Genomic DNA, 18260 nt, shown 5'->3' on the forward strand with positions numbered 1-18260 from the left:
CAGCTAAAAACGGGAGAGGCGCCGCTGGCGCGACGCCTCTCCGCCTAAAAACTTAATATTTCCTGCCAGGGGGCTTTTTTGTACTGTCCGCACAAGATGGGGCAGTTCAAAAGCCCGGCTCTTTTTATTTTTTATAGGTCAGAGTGATGAGAACATTATAAAGGGTGTATGGATCCTTCAGAAAGGGAAAGTGATAGGTTTGGCATGGGGTGTGTATTTTTAGCGTGTGGCAAGGGGCCAGAGAGCAGCCGGAAACAAAAGAGAGAGGAAGGTCTACCGTTCCACCTGCCGGAGTATACCCATACAAGCGGCAGTCGGTGATGGTCAGGGAGATTTTTGCAGCTGATCGGTAAAGCCGTAGAAAAAGAAATTCCGCCGTCCCCCAGATCCCAATCAGGAAAAGAATCTGGGGGCGAAACAGGAAACACAGCAGAGCGAAAAAAGGCAGGGGCACCCCAGAATGCATCCCAGGGCAAAGGGAGGAAGAAGCGGTTTTCCACAGGCCAGGATCTGTTTACAACGGTTCATTGTTCTCATCCTTTCCGATTCCATGTGGAGAGTGTAACAAAAATAAATATAATAATCAACTAAAAATAAAGATTATAGTTTCTTAATAGCAGATAATAGCCCGTATACACTAAGATAGAGGTGGTTGTGTTGGACTATGCATTGCTGGGGAAACGGATCCGGGATGAGCGGCTGCTGTTGCGCCTGACCATAGAACAGCTGGCCGAAAAAGTGAACAAAAGCACCAACTATATCGGTCAGATCGAGCGCTGTGATGGAAAACCCAGCCTGGAGACCATTGTGGATATTGCCAATGCCCTGGGCACCACGGTGGACAGTCTGCTTCGGGACAGTTTGCCGGCGGCCCAGCGGGATGGAGCGGACCAGGAGCTGCTTTCTCTCTTTGCATCCCTGGATGAAAAAGGGAAAGCCTTCTTGCTGGATGTGGTCAAACGGTATGTATATTATTATGGAAAGTAGCCTGAGTAAAAGAAAAGACCGGCCTTTGGCCGGTCTTTTCTTTTACTATTTTCCAAATACTTCTTTGGCCCGGGCCATGTTTTCGGTGACCTTTACACCGAAGGGACAGCGGCTTTCGCAGGCACGGCAGCCGATGCACTGGGAGGCATGGGCCCCCAGCTCTTCATAGTGGGCCTGGACGGTGGGAGGAGGCGTTTGTCCTTTTTCCACCAGATCCAGCAGTTTATGGACCTGAGCGATGTTGATATGGGAAGGGCAGGGCAGGCAGTGGTTGCAGTACATACATTTGCCCTTGAGAGAGAATTGGGGCGTGGAGGCCAGGACCACAGAATAGTCCTTTTCTTCCGGGGAGGCCGTTTCATACCGGAGGGCTTCTGTCATTTCTTCCGGTGTTCGCACACCCACCAGCACGCTGCCCACCGCCGGACGGTCCATGGCATAGTGGATGCATTGGATGGGGGAGAGGGCCACGCCGAAGGGGGAGCGCTGGGCAGTCAGGAGAGAGCCGGCCGCCAGGCTTTTCATCACGGTGATGCCGATGTTTTCCCGCTGGCAGGTCTCATAGAATCTGGCCCGCAGGGGGTGCATTCCCAGAAGGGGCTGCTGATAGGTGGCGGGGTCAAAGAGAGGAGCGGTGGAGCCCAGACCGTCGGGGAGCAGATCGTAGGCCGGGTTGATGCTGAAGAGGATCACATCCACAATGCCGCTTTCGATGGCCCGCAGGCCGATGTGAGGATCGTGGGTGCTGATGCCGATGGTGCGCACCGTACCTTGTTGTTTCAGCTTCTGAGCGTAGTCCGCCGTACCGCCGGAGAAGATCTGGTCAAACTCCTGGTCGGTGTCCACACAGTGGAACATACCGATATCCATATAATCGGTGTCCAGACGATGGAGCAGATCTTCGAAGAAAAACTGGGTTTCTTTTAATTCCCGGGTGCGGCCATACTGGCCGTCCTTCCATCGGGCGCCGAAATGGCCCTGGATGAGCACTTTGTCCCGCCTTCCCTTCAAAGCCAGGCTGATATCCCGGCGCACATTGGGTTCGGACATGAACACATCCAGAATATTGATGCCGCCCTCCAAAGCGGTATCCACCACCCTGTGGATGGTTTTGGCGTCCAGGCCTTCCAGGTGCTCGCAGCCAAGGCCGATTTCGCTGGCTTGCAGCCCGGAGCGGCCCAGGGTTTTATAAATCATATATGGCCACCTCGTTTCATGGATTTGCCTTTATTGTAGCACGGGGAAAACAGTGGAACAAGGAAAAAGAAAGGAGCGCCCCGAAGGGCGCTCCCGAAAACGGAGGAGTGTGCAGTTTTGTTGGGCCCAGCTCAGCTGTTCAAAGCGGGTCAGGCCGGCGGGAGTCAGATTGACGCCCTGGAGTTTTTGATTGAAAGCCCGCACATTGCTGCCCTGGTACAGGAGGATCTGGGGGCACAGATGATTGAGGGTCTTGTTCAGCTCCACGATGGCGGCATCACGGGCGTCGTCATCGATGGTGGAAGCGATGGCATCGATCTGGGCGTCGATTTCCGGAATGTTGGTACGGCTCTGGCTGGAAGAGCCAATGGAATTGCTGTGGAACACACCCTTCAGGAAGGTGACGATATCGGTGGAAGAATAGCCGCCGATGGAAGCGGTGAAGTTGCCTTCAGCTGTCACCGACACATAGGTGGCGGTATCCGGGCTTTCGATCTCACAGCTGATGCCGATTTCTTTCAGATTGGCCTGGATCACCTCAGCCATACGGCGCTTACCCTCATTGGAGCACAGGATGCTCAGTTCGATGGAAGCCGGGTCTACGCCGGACTGCTCCAGCCACTGCTTGGCCTTTTCCACATCATAGGTATCGCCGTTTTTCCCGCTGGTGGAGCTCATGCCCACGGGCAGCTGAGAGACGGCCACGCTGCCCAGGCCGTTGGCGGCCACGGTGACCAGATCTTCCTTATTGATGGCACAGTTGCTGGCATGGCGGACCGCTTCATTGTCCAGGCCGGGTTTTTCGTTGTTCAGAGTCATCCAGGACAGGATGTTGGAATTGGAGCGGACGGTGTCCAGTTCTTCGTTTTCTTCCATGCGTTCCAGATCCACGGTTTCCACTTCCATGAGGAAATCCACTTCTCCGGCCTCCAGGGCAATGGTGCGGGCCGAGCCTTCGGGAATGATCTTCCAGGTCATGTCCTTGATGGCGGGAGCGCCGGCATAGTAATCGTCAAAGGCTTCAAAGGTGATGGAAACGCCGCTCTGCCAATCCACAAATTTGTAGGGGCCGGTGCCGATGGGGTTTTTGCCGAAGTCATTGCCGCTGTCAATGAGTTCTTTGGGCAAAATGGCGTTGCCGTGGTTGGACAGGTCATAGAGCAGAGTGGCTGTGGGGGTGGGAGTGGTGATCCTGATGGTGTAATCATCTTCTGCGGTGACGGTCTCCACGGTGGTGGTATAGTTGGAAATATCGGTGCAGGTCTTGGCCCGTTCCAGAGAGGCCACCACATCTTCGGCGGTCATATCGCTGCCGTCGTGGAACTTGACGCCCTGGCGCAGATGAAAGACCCATTCGGTGTCGCTGGTGTTTTCATAACTTTCCGCCAGATCGGCCACAGGCTGCATGTTTTCGTCCATGGTCACCAGTGTGTTGTAGGTGAGCAGATTCATGTAGATGCCCGCCAGAGCGTTGTGTTCTGTGGGGGAGAGTGTGGAGGCTTCGCTGCCGGTGGCAATGACAATGCTGTCCTTGGCCGGTGCTTTTTCCTCTTCTTTGTCCGCGGTCTGGCTTCCCTTGGTGTTTTCCTGGGCTGTGTCTTTCTGGCATCCGGCCAGAAGCCCCAGGGACAGCATCCCGGCCAGAGCCAGAGCCAAAAGCTGCGTTGTGCGTTTTTTCATCATGGCAGCCTTTTTGAAAATATTAAGAAAATATGTCGGATCTGTTTCCGTAGGGTATTGTAGCGGGGAAAAACGCCCAATGCAACCTTTATTCGATATTGTGATAGGGTAAAGCAGCGTTATTGAATGTGTCTATAATAACTCAGGATATTTTGTGCAAAAGGACGGAAAACTTTAGAAGAGGGAGAAACGGGAACTTTTGGAAAAGGGAATCGTCTAATGGAGTAAGCAGCTCTTTAAAACACGAAAGGAGAGGACGGGACATGAAAAGAATCATGGCGTGGATCGTGGCAATGACGCTTCTGCTGGGGATGACCCCCAGCGCTTTGGGAGCATCGGAAGAGTGGAATCAGCAGGCCCAGCAGGTCACCCAAAAGGTCAAGGCTCTTCTCGGGATCGGCGATGAGTACACCGATTTCCACAGTGAGTATCAGACCAACGAAGGGGTGCCTTTGTGGATGCTCAACTGGAGCTTGGGTGAGCTGCGGCTGACGGTGGAGGCTACTGCTCAAGGGCAAGTGATGGAATACCGGCTGGATGATGGGGACTATTCCTCTCAGGAGCCGGGATTTGCTCCCTCTGTGCCCAAGGTGAGTGATGCCCAGGCTTTGAAGTTGGCCCAGGCCTTCATCGACAAGCTGCTGCTGGAGGGGGAAAGCGTGAAGCTGGACGCTTCCCAGATCAGCCGGGGCGGCGATGAGATCTGGTTTTATTTTGATATTGCCCTCCATGGTCTGCCCTCCCCCTTGTCTGGACGGATCACCCTGGACGGGGAAGATGGAACGGTGATTTCCTATCGCCGCACCAATCCGGAGAACTATCGGGGTGGAGTGGATAGCCCCAAGCCTTCGGTAACTTTGGAGCAGGGCCGTGTTACTTTGCAGGGAACCCAGAAGCTTCAGCTGGAATACACCCGGCAGATGGAAAATGGTACAGAGAGCCAGCAGGCTCATTTGCGCTATGTGCCGGTGAGCGGGGACAATTATGTGGTGGATGCTTTTACCGGAAAAGCGGTCAACCTGTCCCAGCTATGGCAAGAATACTATAAGGAATCCGGCGATCAGGAAAGCGGAGGCAGCAATTCTGCTGCGGACGGCGGCCTGAGCGAAGTGGAGCTGGAAGGGCTGGGCAAGCTGGATCAGGTTCTGGAAGAGAAGGAACTGGACAGTTTGCTGCGGCAGATGCCTCAGCTGGCCCTTCAGGATTTTCAGCTGGCCGAGACGGCCTATTATTATAACAAGGAAGACGATTGCTATACTGCCTCCCTCAGCTATACACGGCAGAAGGGAGAGGTGCGGGAATACAAAAATGCCACTGTCAATGCTTCCGATGGACAGCTGATCCGGTTCTTTGCCTTTGGAGATGAAGAGCGGGAGGTTTTGGAAGGAGAAGCGGCTATGGCAAAAGGCCGGGCCTTCCTGGAAACCTATTTCCCCCAGCAGTTCAGCCAGGTGGGAACCTATGAGGGAAGTAGTCTGCAAGGAGAAGGCGTGGCGCTGGTGCGTCAGGCAAATGGCGTGCCTTTCCCGGAAAACTATTATCGCATGAGTTTTGACAAGCAGACTGGCGCCCTGCTGTCCTTCCAGGGGCAATGGGATGAAGATGTGACCTTTGCTGGCAAAGAGGGGATCATTTCCCTGGAGCAGGCCGAGAGCATCTGGAAGGAAGCTCATCCGGTGGAGCTGGGGTATTCGGCAGCTCCCACCGATCATGGGGATAAATTGATGCTGGCCTATCAGTATACGGAGGAGGCCAAGCAGGTTTATGGTGTGGATGCACTGTCCGGCGATGCTCTGCGCAATCAGTGGGAGCAGGTGCAGGTTTCCTATACCGATGTAAAGGAAGGAGACAGCGAGATTTTGGCCCTGGCCCAGATGGGCGTGGGCTTCAAGAGCGATCTGTTCCAAAAGAACAAGGCGCTGACCCAGGCGGATCTGCTGGCCTTCCTGGTGTCGGCTCAGGGTCAGTATTACGATCCTCAGGTGCCGGAAGAGCTGGAAAGCCTGTACTGGAGTGCCTATGAGCTGGGTATTCTGGAAAAGAGCCAGCGGCAGGAGGACGCCCTGATTACCCGGGGGCAGCTGGTGAAGATCATTCTGGATATGTCGGGCTATGGCAAGGCGGCCGGAATGTGGCAGATCTATCAGTGCAACTTCAGCGATGCCGGAAAGATCCCCAAAGAATATTACGGTTATGCCGCCATTGCCCAGGGATTGGGCATGGTGAAGGGGAATGGCAGCGGCCGGTTTGCGGCCCAGGATACCGCTACCCGGGAGCAGATGGCGCTGATGTTCTACCGCTTTATGAATCGTCCCGTATAGACAAAAAGCCAAAGAAGCGGCCCGCATTGCGGGCCGCTTCTTTGGCGCATGGGTTAGTTTTTTGGTTGATTATAAAAGAAGGGAAGAAAGGGCACATCCTCCACCTGGAAGGTCTTGCCCCTGAGATAGGAAAGCTCGCCCCAGTCGCCTTCCTGGGAAAAATGAAGTTTGTAGGAGTAGAGAGCCTGATGGGTCATGCCATAGGGGCGGTTGCGCTCCATGGTGCCGTACTTGGTGTCGCCCACCAAGGGCCAGCCCCGGTGGGACAACTGCACACGGATCTGATGGGTGCGGCCGGTGAAGAGCTCACACTCCACCAAAGAGAGCTTGCCCCGGCTTTGCAGCACTTTATAGCTCATGGAAGCGGTGCGGGCGCCGGGGGTATTCTTTTTCACCACCCGCACCTGGTTTTGCTTGCTGTCCTTCAAAAGGGTATCCTGGATGACGGCCTGCCGGGGGGAGGGGGTGCCGTGGACCAGGCAAAGGTAGAATTTCTGCACCTGGTGCAGCCGGATCTTCTCGTTGAGCACCCGCAGCCCTTCCGCCGTTTTGGCGGCCATGACAATGCCGCCGGTATACCGGTCGATCCGGTTGCACAAGGCGGGGGTAAAGGACTGCTCTTTGTCCGGGTCCCATTCTCCTTTTTCATAGAGATAGGCCTTGATGTGGTTGATCAGGGTGTCCAGCGTGCCCTGGTCGTCTTCATGGACCACCATTCCGGGGCGCTTGTCGCACAGGAGAATGTGATCGTCTTCATAGAGGATGTGCAGCCGGGGAGTGATGCGGCGGAAGGCTTCCTCTTCCTTCACAGGCTGGAAAAATTCATCGTTGATATAAAGGGAGAGCACATCCCCCTCGGTCAGCCGGTCGCTGGTCTGGCACCGTTTGCCATTGCATTTGATCCGCTTGAGGCGCACATATTTGTGCATCAGGGAGGGGGGCAGTGAGGGCAGGGCTTTTTGAAGAAACTTGTCCAGCCGCTGGCCGGCGTCGTTTTTGCCGATGGTCATCTCTCGCATGGCGTTCTCCTGTCGGGTTGTTTTTTTCGGGAATTTGTGATATCATTATACACCAGCGGCGCTCTTTTGCAAACGGGCCGCTGAGGTCCAGGGCGAAAAATTGGGAAATGCGGGTTTTTTGAAACTATTTCTTGACAAACCCCTGGCAGAACACTATAATATTCGATGTATCATTGTGGGAGGTGTGTATTTGTGCTGCTCAACCTCCGTGATGTGCTGGCTTCCGAAGGGATGTGTCTGCCCTTTGATTATGCCTTTTCCCTGGCGGAAGAGGAGCTTTATGGGGAGCACCCGTTTCAGGAGCCGGTGAAGGTCCAGGGGAAATTGGAGAACAAGGCCGATGTGTTTTATCTCTCGGCTGCCGTTTCGGTTCCTGTTTCCACCCGCTGCGCCCGCTGCGGCAAGCCGGTGGAGTATGTGAAAAAACTGGATCTTGCGTTGGTCATCACCCAGACGGTCAGCGGCGATGATATTGCCGAGGATGTGTATGTGGTGGAAGGGGACAGCTTTGAGCTGGACGATATCGTCCGGGAAGAGCTGCTTCTGCACATGGAACTGTCGGTGCTTTGCAAAGAGGATTGCAAGGGACTGTGCCCCAAGTGCGGCCACGATTTGAACGAAGGAGACTGCGGCTGTGACCGCAGGGAGATCGATCCACGCCTTCAAAAGCTCACACAGCTTTTTCAGGAATAAATAATATGTTTTCATAGATCGAGGAGGTGTCACCGATGGCGGTCCCGAAGAGTAAAATCTCGAAACAGAGAAGAGACAAGCGGCGTAGTGCCCACTGGAAGCTGGAAGTTCCCGGTATGGTCAAGTGCCCCAAGTGCGGCGAGATGGTCATGCCCCATAGAGCATGCAGAAGCTGCGGCACATATAAAGGCCGTGAGGTCCTCAAAGTCGAGGTCAGCAAATAACACACGCATGAAAGATAGAGAGGGGACACCACCTTCTCTATTTTTTGTTATGTGGATGTTTTTGACCAAATGTTTGCCGAAAAGGAGGAACGGCCTGTGCCTGCCAAAATTGTGCATGTGGATCCCCAGAGCCCGGCCGAGAAGGCTGGGATCTCCGCTGGATGGTGGCTGCAAAAGATCAACGGCCATGCCATCCGCGATGTGCTGGATTACAAGTTTTATTCCTATGACAGCCGTCTGGAGCTGACTCTGAGCCAGGAGAAGGATGGGGAGCAAAAATCCCTTTCCATCGGAAAGGCCGAAGGGGAGCCGCTGGGGCTGGATTTTGAGACCTATCTCATGGACAAACAGCGCAGCTGTGCCAATAAATGCGTTTTTTGCTTTATCGACCAGCTGCCCAAAGGAATGCGTTCTTCTCTTTATTTCAAAGACGACGACGCCCGTCTCTCCTTTCTCATGGGCAATTATATCTCCATGACCAACCTGAGCGAAGCCGATGTGCAGCGGATCATTGCCATGCACATTTCGCCGCTGAATGTATCCATTCACACCACCAATCCGGCTCTGCGCAGCCGGATGCTGGGCAACCCCCGGGGCGGGGAGAGCCTGGAATACCTCCGGCGGTTTGCTCAGGCCGGACTCAGGATCATGGGTCAGATCGTGGTGTGCCCCGGCTGGAACGATGGGGAAGAGCTGGAGCGGACGCTGGAGGATCTGGCGGCCATGCATCCCAGCATTGCCCATGTGGCCCTGGTGCCGGTGGGGCTGACCCGTCATCGGGAGGGGCTGGAGCCGCTGCGTCCGGTAGGAAAAGAGAAAGCACGGCAGATCATCGGAGTGGTGGACAAGGCCCGGGAAAAATGCCTGAAAACCTGCGGCGAAGCCTTTTTCTATGCGGCTGACGAGTTTTATCTCAAGGCAGGATTGCCTCTTCCGGGGGAGGAATACTATAACGGTTATCCCCAGCTGGAAAATGGCGTGGGGCTGATGTCTCTATTTCGCCAGGAACTGCAGGGGGCGCTGCTTATGGCAGAGCCCACGGAAAATCCCCCGGCCTTTCTCATTGCCACCGGCGTCTCTGCCGCTCCCTTTATGGAGGAGATGGTGGCGCTGTGCAAAGAGAAGTGTCCGGCCCTTCAGGGGAGGGTGCAGCCGGTAAAAAACGACTTTTTCGGCCATGGTGTGGATGTGGCCGGCCTGCTCACCGGCGGGGATATTATCCGCCAGGTAAAGGATGTGCTCCGGCCGGGAGAAGAACTGTGGATCCCCGACTGCATGCTTCGCCACGGTGAGACCGTCTTTCTGGACGATGTATCGGTGGAAGAAATGGAGCAAAGCCTGGGGACAAAGGTGCGGGTGCTGCCGGTGGACGGCGGCGCCTTCTGTGATGCCATTTTCCCCTGGGAGGAATAAAAGGGAGGCGGCTTTTCCCGCCGTAAGATCGAAAGGGGGCAGCTATGCGAAAGCCTGTCATTGCCATTGTGGGACGGCCCAATGTGGGCAAGTCCATGCTTTTTAACCGGCTCATTGGCCGGAAACAGTCCATTGTGGAGGATACTCCCGGCGTCACCCGGGACCGGATCTACGCCGAGGGTGAATGGCGGGGCCGGGCCTTTGAGCTTATCGATACCGGTGGTATCGAGCCCAAAACCGACAACGAAATTCTGAAATTCATGCGGGAGCAGGCGCTTATCGCCATTGATACCGCCGATGTGATCATCTTTATCACCGATGTGCGCACCGGCGTCACCGCTGCCGACCAGGATGTGGCCGCCATGCTCAAGCGGTCCAAAAAGCCGGTGGTGCTCTGCGTCAACAAACTGGATGCTCCCGGTGACCCGCCGGCAGAGTTTTATGAGTTTTACAACCTGGGCATGGGCGATCCCATCGGCGTATCGGCCATCCACGGCAACAACACCGGTGATCTGCTGGATGCCTGCTATGCCCATTTTCCCCCGGATACCGGAGAGAGCGAAGAAGAGGAGAACTGTATTCGGGTGGCCATCATCGGCAAGCCCAATGCGGGCAAATCTTCCCTGCTCAACCGCATCGCCGGGGAAGAGCGGGTCATTGTCAGCGATGTGCCCGGCACCACCCGTGACAGCATCGACCAGCGGGTCAGCAACAAATACGGCGATTATATCATGGTGGATACCGCCGGTATCCGGAAAAAAGCCCGGGTGGATGAGGATATTGAAAAAATCAGTGCGCTGCGGTCCATTATGGCCATTCAACGGGCCGATGTGTGCCTGATTATGATCGACGCCACCCAGGGCGTCACCGAGCAGGATACCAAAGTGGCCGGTTATGCCCATGAAAACGGCAAGGCCGCCATTATTGTGGTGAACAAGTGGGATCTGGTGGAAAAAGAGACCAACACCCAGCGGGAATTTGAGCTGAAGGTGCGGGAAGGGCTTGCTTATATGCAGTATGCCCCGGTGATTTTCTTGTCGGCCCTTACCGGTCAGCGGGTGGAGCAGCTGTTCCCCCTGATCAACACCGTGGCCCAGAACAATGCCATGCGCATCACAACAGGCACTTTGAATACCATTCTGGCTGAAGCAACCCTGCGGGTGCAGCCGCCCACAGACAAGGGCCGCCGGCTGAAGATCTACTATATCACCCAGACGGGGATCAAGCCCCCCACTTTTGTCTGTTTCTGCAACGATGCCCGCCTGTTCCACTTCTCTTATCTCCGGTATCTGGAAAACCGGATCCGGGAAGTCTTTTCTCTCACAGGCACTCCCATCAAGATGATTGTGCGGCAAAAAGGGGAAGAATAGGCGCCTTTTTCCTGTTTTTCGGTTTACAAACCGGCATCCTTTGTTGTAAACTGGATGTAAATTGATCATCAAAATAGTTGAGGGGGAGAAGAAATGTTTCCGCACAGCCTGTGGGCCTGGGCGCTGGCCTTGGTCTGCGCTTATCTGATGGGGTCTTTCAGTACATCCATCACCGTTTCCAAACTTTTTTACAAAACCGATATCCGCAAAATGGGCAGCGGCAATGCAGGGGCTACCAATACATTGCGGAATTTCGGAGTGAAAAAGGCGTTGCTGGTGGTGCTGGGGGACGGCCTCAAAGCGGCGCTGGCCATGGTGCTGGCCAAGATCCTGGTGGGACCTGAGGCGGTACTCTATGCAGGCTGCGTGGCAGTGCTGGGGCATATCTTTCCGGTGTATTATGGCTTCAAAGGCGGCAAAGGCGTCATGAGCGCCGCCGCTATGATCCTGGTGTTCGACTGGCGGATTTTTCTCTTTGTTCTGGCTGTCTTTTTGCTGGTGGCTGTGTTCACCCGCTATGTGTCTTTGGCTTCTATGCTGGCGGCAGTGGCTTTTTCCGTGGGGCTCCTTGTCTGTTATCGGGACCATTCCGGTTATCTGGCGGCGGGGCTTTGCACAGCGGCCATTGTGGTCTGGAAGCATCGGAGCAATATCAAACGGCTTTTGCATGGAGAAGAATCCAAGCTGGGTAAGAAAAAATAGATCCACTTTCAGCAGGGCCATCGCGGCCGGAGGTTACTATGAAGATTTCTGTTATCGGTTCGGGCAGTTGGGGCATTGCTGCCACCAAGCTGCTCAGCGAAAACGGCCACGACATGACTCTGTGGTCTTTTGATCCCAAAGAAGCGGCCCTCTTGCAGGAAAAACGGGAGAATCCCGGGCTGCTCCCCGGCATCCTTCTGCCGGAGCGGGTGCAGGTGACCACCGATATCGCCTGTGTGCAAGAGGCTGATATGGTGGTAGTGGCAGTGCCCAGCTTTGCCGTATTTGAAACCGCTCAGAAGATGCGGCCCTATGTGAACAAGAACCAGGTGATGGTGCTTTTGTCCAAGGGCTTTGATAAAAACAGCGGCTACTCCCTGTTGTCCGATCTGTTGGAACGGGTGTTCCTGGGCGAGGTGCCGGTGGTGGCCCTCACTGGCCCTTCCCATGCCGAAGAAGTGGGAAGAGGCATTCCCACCGCTGTGGTAGCCGCTTCCATGAATCAGCAGGCGGCCGCTCTGGCCCAGGAGGCCTTTATGAATCCGGTGTTTCGGGTGTATACCACTCCGGACATTGTGGGAGCTGAACTGGGCGGCGCTATGAAGAACATCATGGCTTTGGCTGTGGGTATCAGCGACGGCGCCGGTTTTGGCGACAACACCAAAGCCATGCTGATGACCCGGGGCATTATGGAAATGGCCCGTTTCGGCGTGGCACTGGGCGGACGGCCCGAGACCTTCACCGGCCTTTCCGGCGTGGGGGATCTGATCGTCACCTGCATTTCCCAGCATTCCCGCAACCGGCGGGCTGGATTGCTCATCGGCTCGGGGGTTTCGCCGGAAGAGGCCATCCAGAAGGTGGGGGCCACAGTGGAAGGGTATTTTGCCGCCCAGGCCGTTCATGCCCTGTCTCAGGGGAAAGACCTGGAACTGCCCATTTGCCAGGCGGTTTACGGCCTGCTCTATGAAGGCAAGCCTTTGGATGAAACCGTGCGGGCCCTGATGACCCGGGATAAAAAGAGCGAGACCCAGGAAAGCTGGATGCAGCATATCAACTGGTAAAAGAACAGCCTGCCCGGAAAACCGGGCAGGCTGAGCGTGTCGAAAAAGTGGCTTTGGCCACTTTTTCGAGTTTTTGCAAGGAGCTGCATGCACGCCTTCGGCGCACACTTGCCCCTTGAGAGGTGCAAAAAGCCACGCACAGGTCGCGGCTTTTTGCGGATTGATTAAAATCCAGCGAAAGGATCACTCATACGGCAGAAATTTTTCGATAGACAAACAGCCTGTCCGGAAAACCGGGCAGGCTGTTTCTTTATATATGGATAAGCAAAAGAAAATCAAAAAACCCTCTGCCAAAGCAGAGGGTTTGATGTTTCACACATATTCCAAGGGAAGGTCTTAGATAGCTCTGGTGACCTTGCCGGAACGAAGGCACCGGGTACAGACATTGACATGGCTGGGAGTGCCGTTGATCAGCACTTTTACACGCTTCACATTCGGCTTCCAGGTCCGGTTCGATCTTCTGTGTGAATGGGAGACTTTGATGCCGAAGCTGACGCCCTTGCCGCAAATATCACACTTTGCCATTTTCTCTGCACCTCCTTTACCCATAAGCTACAAAGCGACACAAGCTATATTACCACAACTGTTTTTTAAAATCAAGGATTATTCGAAAAAAATCATTCTGTTGCCAAATTTTATTTCATCCCCTATAATGGAAACAGAAAGGACAGGCCGCGTGGCCGATTTTAAAAGGAGGTTTTTGGCGATGGAGAAACCCTTTGTCAAACTGCATCAGATCATCGATGAGTTTCATTTGAATCTGTTTTATGCGCCGGCGGGCTGTCTGGAGTCCCATGTGACCAGCATGGATGTGTACCGTCCGGGCCTGCAGCTGGTGGGCTTTTACGATCATTTTGACGCCGGCAGCATCCAGGTGCTGGGAAAAGTGGAGTGGGCTTTTTTGCAGGGACTGGATCCCCATCAGCGGGAAAAGGTCTTTGAGCAGCTGTTTGAAAAGAAAATTCCCTTGCTCATTTTTGCCCGGGATTATCAGCCTTCCCCTGAGTGTCTGGCCATGGCGGAAAAATATGGTGTGCCGGTGGCCGGTTCGGCGGAATATACCACCGACCTGATGGCGGCCATGACCTCTTCCCTTCATGTGCACCTGGGACCCACCACCACTCTTCACGGCGTGTTGGTGGAGGTGTATGGCGAAGGCATCCTTTTGCTGGGAGGCAGCGGCATCGGCAAAAGCGAGACCGCCATCGAGCTGGTCAAGCGTGGTCACCGGCTCATTGCCGATGATGCCGTAGACATCAAAAAGGTGTCGGCCAAGACGCTGGTGGGTTCGGCACCGGAAATGATCCGCTATTTCATCGAACTGCGGGGCATCGGTATCATCGATGTGCGCCGTATTTTCGGCATGGGCTCGGTAAAACCCACCGAACGGGTGGATCTGGTGGTTCGTCTGGAAAAATGGGAGGACGGCAAGCCTTATGACCGGCTGGGAGTGGACGAAGAGACCATGACCATTCTGGATATCAAGGTGCCGGCTCTGACCATTCCGGTGCATCCGGGGCGGAATCTGGCGGTGATCCTGGAAGTGGCCGCTATGAACAACCGGAACAAGCGGATGGGCCACAACGCTGCCAAAGAGCTGAGCGACAAGCTGTACCGCACCATGCTGGCCCAGCAGAACCCGGAAGAAAACGCCTAAAACATACCTGCCCAAGGGCGGACCGTTTGTCCGCCCTTTTTCTTTCCGATGAACGGGAGAAATCTCCCCTCTCCACTACCAATGGAGAGGGGTTTGTGCTATAATTATAGTAGAATATTGTGCGCATTGGGAGGACACTATGGAACAGAACAATTCCTTTAGCCAAGCCGCTGAAAAAGAAGATATCAAGATCTATTGGGATGAACCCATGAGCCGCCATACCACCATGCAGGTGGGCGGCCCTGCCGCCATGCTGGCTCAGCCCCGGGATATCCGGGAACTGGTGAGCCTGGTCTATCTGGCGGGAAAGAACAACTTCCGCTGCATGGTCATGGGCAATGGCTCCAATCTGATTTTCCCCGACGAAGGGTATCAGGGTCTGGTGATCAAAACTGTACCCAATTACGGGGGCATTTATGTGGATGACGACGGGGTGATCCGGGCAGAAGCCGGGGCACTGCTGTCTCAGGTGGCCACGGTGGCAGCCCAGAATGGCCTCACCGGACTGGAATTTGCCCAGGGCATTCCCGGGACTGTGGGCGGCGCTTTGTGCATGAACGCCGGGGCCTACGGCGGAGAAGTGGGGAATCTGGTGCAGCGTACCTGCTATATGGATGCAAACGCCAAGCTGCATATGCTGGCCCCTCAGGATCATCTGTTTGGCTACCGTACCAGTCTGTTTAAAGAGAAGCCGGGAAATGTGGTGCTTTACACCGAGTTTAAGCTCCAGCCGGGGGATGAGAAGGAAATCCAGGAGAAAATGAGCGATTACGCCGCCCGTCGCCGGGAGAAGCAGCCCTTGGATCAGCCTTCCGCCGGCAGCGTTTATAAGCGCCCCGAAGGCCACTATGCGGGAGAACTGATCGAGCAATGCGGCCTGAAGGGATATCAGATCGGGGGAGCCATGGTTTCTCCCAAGCACGCCGGGTTCATTGTCAACACCGGCAAGGCCACCGCTTCCGATGTAATTGCCTTGATGGAGCACATTGAGGAAGTGGTGCTGGAAAAAACCGGCGTTTCTCTGGAACGAGAAGTGCGGGTAGTGACTCACCGGCGGTAACAACCGCCGGAAGGATGTCCGGAAAGGAGTGTGGCTTTTTATGGAATGTTTGATCATATCGGGCATGGCCGGTGCAGGCAAGAGCATGGCGGTGGATGTGCTGGAGGATATCGGTTATTATTGCATCGACAATATGCCGGTTTCCCTCATTCCCCGTTTTATCCAGCTGTTTGAAAAAAGCCGGGAGCAGTTTGACCGGGTGGCCCTGGTGGTGGATGCCCGCAGCGGTGACGGCTTTGAAGAGTTGTGTCAGGAGCTGGACGATGCCAGAGGGCTGGATTTTTCCTACCGGATCCTGTTTCTCGATGCCCGCAATGCCATTTTGACCAACCGGCATAAGGAAAGCCGCCGGCGTCATCCTTTGCAGACGGCGGATATGGATCTGGAACAGGCACTCTATCAGGAGCGGCGGGTGCTGGAACCCATTCGCCGCCGGGCAGACTTTATGATCGATACCAGCGCCCTGCTGCCCGCCGATTTCCGGGCCTATCTGGTCAGCTTGTTTGCCGGCGGGGAAGAAGGGGGCAATATGGTCATTTCCATCGGCTCCTTTGGCTTCAAATACGGCATGCCCGGCGAGTCGGATATGGTGTTTGATGTGCGTTTTCTGAAGAATCCTTACTATGTGCCGGAACTGAAAAACAAGACCGGTCTGGATCAGGATGTATTTGACTATGTGTTTTCCGACCCGGCGGCGGAAGATTTCTGCGAGCGGGTCTGCTCCCTGTTGGAATTTCTCATTCCCCGGTATATTGAGGAGGGGAAGATGAGCCTGGTGGTCTCCATCGGCTGCACCGGCGGTCAGCACCGTTCGGTGTCGGTGGCCCGGCATCTGGGCCAGCTGTTGGGAAAGCACGCCCGGAATGTGAATGTGCGCCATCGGGATGTGAAAAAACACTAGGAGGCCGGTGGTATGCTGCAAAACCAAGTGCCCCATGATCTGTTGCGGGCCGCCCGGGCGGCGGGACGCAAGGTGGCGGCCATCGGTGGAGGCACCGGTCTTTCCACTCTGCTTCTGGGGCTGAAAGAATACACCGACAATATTACCGCCATCGTCACCGTTACCGATGATGGCGGCGGCAGCGGTGTTCTGCGGGACGAATACGGGATGCTTCCGCCAGGGGACATCCGCAACTGCCTGCTGGCTTTGGCCAACACCAGCGATGCCATGAACGAACTGCTCAATTACCGCTTTTCCGAAGGCTCCCTCAAAGGCCAGAGTTTCGGAAACCTGTTTCTGCTGGCCCTCAATGGGGTGTGCGGTTCTTTCCGCACCGCTGTGGCCCGGATGAATGATTTTCTGGCAGTCACCGGCCAGGTCTTGCCGGTGACCACCAGCAATGTGAGCCTGTGTGCTCAGTTTGAGGACGGTTCCTGTGTCACGGGAGAGACCGCCATCACCAAGGCCAAAAAACAGAACAATCTGGTGATCCAGAAGGTGGGTCTCAAACCGGAGGGAGCCAAGGCCTTGCCGGAAGTGATCAAAGCCATTGACGAAGCCGATCTGATCATCCTGGGGCCGGGGAGCCTTTATACCAGCATTATCCCCAACTTGTTGGTGGAGGGAGTGTCGGAGGCCATCCGCCGCTCCCACGGGCTGAAGATCTATATCCTCAACATCATGACCCAGGACGGCGAGACCGAGGGATACAGTGCATCAGAACATCTGAAAGCGCTGATGGCTCATGGCGGCAAAGCCGATGTGTGTCTGTACAACACCGATCGGGTGGCCCACAGGCTGCTGGAAAAATATGCTGGCGAAAGTGCCCGGCAGCTGTGGCCCGATCCCCGGGAGTTCCGGCAGATGGGGGTGGAGCTGACGGGAGAATCCATTTTGTCCCGGGATGCTCATTTTGTCCGTCATGACCCATTGCGCCTGGCCTATGCAGTGATGAAAACCGCTGCCCGGCTGGCGCCCCGGCAGCAGGTGCTGCGCTATTACGATGAATTGATGCTGCGGCAGGAGGAGTAAGATGTCCTTTACACAACAGATCAAAGAAGAGCTTTGCCGCCTGGGGCCGGGGAAGGATTGCTGTGCCCGGGCAGAGTGTTATGGCATGCTGCTCTTTGCCGCGGTTTTCTCCCAAAGCCGCCTGCGGGTACACAGTGACCTGGCGGCGGTGCGGGGGAGAGTCCGGCAGCTTCTCCGCCGGTGCGCCGGGGTGGAGATTTCTTCCCGTCCCGATGGGACCAACGCGCTGATTTTGGAAGACCCTCCTTCTTTGCGGCGGGTTTTTTCTGCCTTTGGATATGAATTTGAAGGAACTGCTCTTCATCTCAACCGGGCCGTGGTGGAGGAAGATTGCTGCCGCATTGCTTTTCTGCGGGGAGCTTTTCTCACCGGCGGGTATGTATCGGCTCCCGGGAGGGGGTATCATCTGGAACTGGTGACTTCCCATTACAATGTGGCCCGGCAGACGGTGCTGCTGCTGGAAGAAATGGGCCTTAGCTGCGGGTTTGTTTCCCGCCGGGGGAATTTTGTGCTTTACTATAAAGACAGCAATGTGATCGAAGAGATTGTGGGACGCATGGGAGCCCCTGGGGCTGCTATGGATTTCCGGCTGCGGAAGGTGGAAAAGGATTTCCGCAACAACATCAACCGCAGGGTCAACTGTGAAACGGCCAATCTGGGGAAAACGGTGGAAGCGGCCGCCCGCCAGTGCCACGCCATTGGCAGATTGGAAAAAGCGGGGCAGCTGGAGCAGCTGCCGGAAAGTCTGCGAGAGACCGCGCGGGTGCGTATGGAGCATCCGGAAGAATCCCTCACGGAGCTTTTGCAGCATTTTGATCCGCCTCTTTCCAGACCGGGGCTGAACAACCGGCTGCGGAAACTGGAGCAGCTGGCAGCCAAATTGGAAGATTGAGAAAAGGCAAAG

At 55.4% G+C, this 18260-nt stretch carries 17 protein-coding genes; 13 read left to right on the plus strand and 4 right to left on the minus strand.

What is annotated here, in order from left to right; all coding sequences use genetic code 11:
* Positions 1–657 precede the first annotated feature (657 nt).
* Entirely contained in the window at positions 658–987 is a 330-nt protein-coding gene (locus H6A25_RS09175; protein WP_204751854.1) for a helix-turn-helix domain-containing protein, read from the plus strand.
* A 45-nt stretch (positions 988–1032) separates the two neighbouring features.
* Here the strand turns inward: H6A25_RS09175 and H6A25_RS09180 are convergent, their stop codons facing one another.
* Positions 1033–2184, minus strand: coding sequence for an aldo/keto reductase (locus tag H6A25_RS09180; protein ID WP_204751855.1), 1152 nt, complete (start codon positions 2182–2184; stop codon positions 1033–1035).
* A 30-nt stretch (positions 2185–2214) separates the two neighbouring features.
* Positions 2215–3867 carry an ABC transporter substrate-binding protein gene (locus H6A25_RS09185; protein ID WP_204751856.1) on the minus strand — a complete coding sequence of 551 codons (1653 nt, stop codon included), beginning with the start codon at positions 3865–3867 and terminating at the stop codon, positions 2215–2217.
* Positions 3868–4127: 260 nt separating this feature from the next.
* Here H6A25_RS09185 and H6A25_RS09190 point away from each other — a divergent pair, with 260 nt between their 5' ends.
* Entirely contained in the window at positions 4128–6185 is a 2058-nt protein-coding gene (locus H6A25_RS09190) for an S-layer homology domain-containing protein (protein WP_204751857.1), read from the plus strand.
* A 53-nt stretch (positions 6186–6238) separates the two neighbouring features.
* Here H6A25_RS09190 and H6A25_RS09195 read toward each other — a convergent pair whose 3' ends face one another.
* A complete protein-coding gene (locus tag H6A25_RS09195) occupies positions 6239–7204 on the minus strand; it encodes an RluA family pseudouridine synthase (RefSeq protein WP_204751858.1) in 966 nt (321 codons plus the stop codon).
* Between the two features lie 192 nt (positions 7205–7396).
* Between H6A25_RS09195 and H6A25_RS09200 the strand changes: the two genes are divergently transcribed.
* The 6 genes from H6A25_RS09200 (at position 7397) to H6A25_RS09225 (ending at position 12667) form a co-directional block, all read left to right on the plus strand.
* Positions 7397–7897, plus strand: a complete 501-nt coding sequence (locus H6A25_RS09200; protein ID WP_204751859.1) for a YceD family protein — start codon at positions 7397–7399, stop codon at positions 7895–7897.
* A 35-nt stretch (positions 7898–7932) separates the two neighbouring features.
* Entirely contained in the window at positions 7933–8121 is a 189-nt protein-coding gene (rpmF, locus tag H6A25_RS09205) for a 50S ribosomal protein L32 (RefSeq protein ID WP_204751860.1), read from the plus strand.
* A gap of 96 nt (positions 8122–8217) precedes the next feature.
* A complete protein-coding gene (locus H6A25_RS09210; protein ID WP_204751861.1) occupies positions 8218–9534 on the plus strand; it encodes a DUF512 domain-containing protein in 1317 nt (438 codons plus the stop codon).
* Between the two features lie 44 nt (positions 9535–9578).
* Complete coding sequence (der, locus tag H6A25_RS09215) at positions 9579–10904, plus strand: ribosome biogenesis GTPase Der (protein WP_204751862.1); 1326 nt, start codon at positions 9579–9581, stop codon at positions 10902–10904.
* A gap of 93 nt (positions 10905–10997) precedes the next feature.
* Positions 10998–11606 carry a glycerol-3-phosphate 1-O-acyltransferase PlsY gene (gene plsY / locus H6A25_RS09220; protein WP_204751863.1) on the plus strand — a complete coding sequence of 203 codons (609 nt, stop codon included), beginning with the start codon at positions 10998–11000 and terminating at the stop codon, positions 11604–11606.
* A gap of 38 nt (positions 11607–11644) precedes the next feature.
* Positions 11645–12667 carry an NAD(P)H-dependent glycerol-3-phosphate dehydrogenase gene (locus H6A25_RS09225; RefSeq protein ID WP_204751864.1) on the plus strand — a complete coding sequence of 341 codons (1023 nt, stop codon included), beginning with the start codon at positions 11645–11647 and terminating at the stop codon, positions 12665–12667.
* Between the two features lie 336 nt (positions 12668–13003).
* Here H6A25_RS09225 and rpmB read toward each other — a convergent pair whose 3' ends face one another.
* On the minus strand, positions 13004–13192 hold the full coding sequence (gene rpmB, locus H6A25_RS09230) for a 50S ribosomal protein L28 (protein ID WP_118428351.1): 189 nt from the start codon (positions 13190–13192) through the stop codon (positions 13004–13006).
* A 181-nt stretch (positions 13193–13373) separates the two neighbouring features.
* Between rpmB and hprK the strand changes: the two genes are divergently transcribed.
* From hprK to whiA, 5 genes are all read left to right on the plus strand, one after another.
* Positions 13374–14324: an HPr(Ser) kinase/phosphatase gene (gene hprK, locus H6A25_RS09235; RefSeq protein WP_204751865.1), complete on the plus strand. Its 951-nt coding sequence runs from the start codon at positions 13374–13376 to the stop codon at positions 14322–14324.
* Between the two features lie 139 nt (positions 14325–14463).
* On the plus strand, positions 14464–15384 hold the full coding sequence (gene murB / locus H6A25_RS09240; protein WP_204751866.1) for a UDP-N-acetylmuramate dehydrogenase: 921 nt from the start codon (positions 14464–14466) through the stop codon (positions 15382–15384).
* A gap of 40 nt (positions 15385–15424) precedes the next feature.
* Complete coding sequence (gene rapZ / locus H6A25_RS09245; RefSeq protein WP_204751867.1) at positions 15425–16285, plus strand: RNase adapter RapZ; 861 nt, start codon at positions 15425–15427, stop codon at positions 16283–16285.
* 12 nt (positions 16286–16297) lie between these two features.
* A complete protein-coding gene (locus tag H6A25_RS09250; RefSeq protein WP_204751868.1) occupies positions 16298–17356 on the plus strand; it encodes a gluconeogenesis factor YvcK family protein in 1059 nt (352 codons plus the stop codon).
* A gap of 1 nt (position 17357) precedes the next feature.
* The gene (gene whiA / locus H6A25_RS09255) at positions 17358–18248 is read left to right on the plus strand and encodes a DNA-binding protein WhiA (protein WP_204751869.1); all 891 of its coding nucleotides are present in this window, start codon (positions 17358–17360) and stop codon (positions 18246–18248) included.
* The last annotated feature ends 12 nt before the right edge of the window (positions 18249–18260 follow it).

The sequence above is a fragment of the Intestinimonas butyriciproducens genome, from assembly GCF_016901775.1.
Classification (GTDB): Bacteria; Bacillota; Clostridia; order Oscillospirales; family Butyricicoccaceae; genus Pseudobutyricicoccus.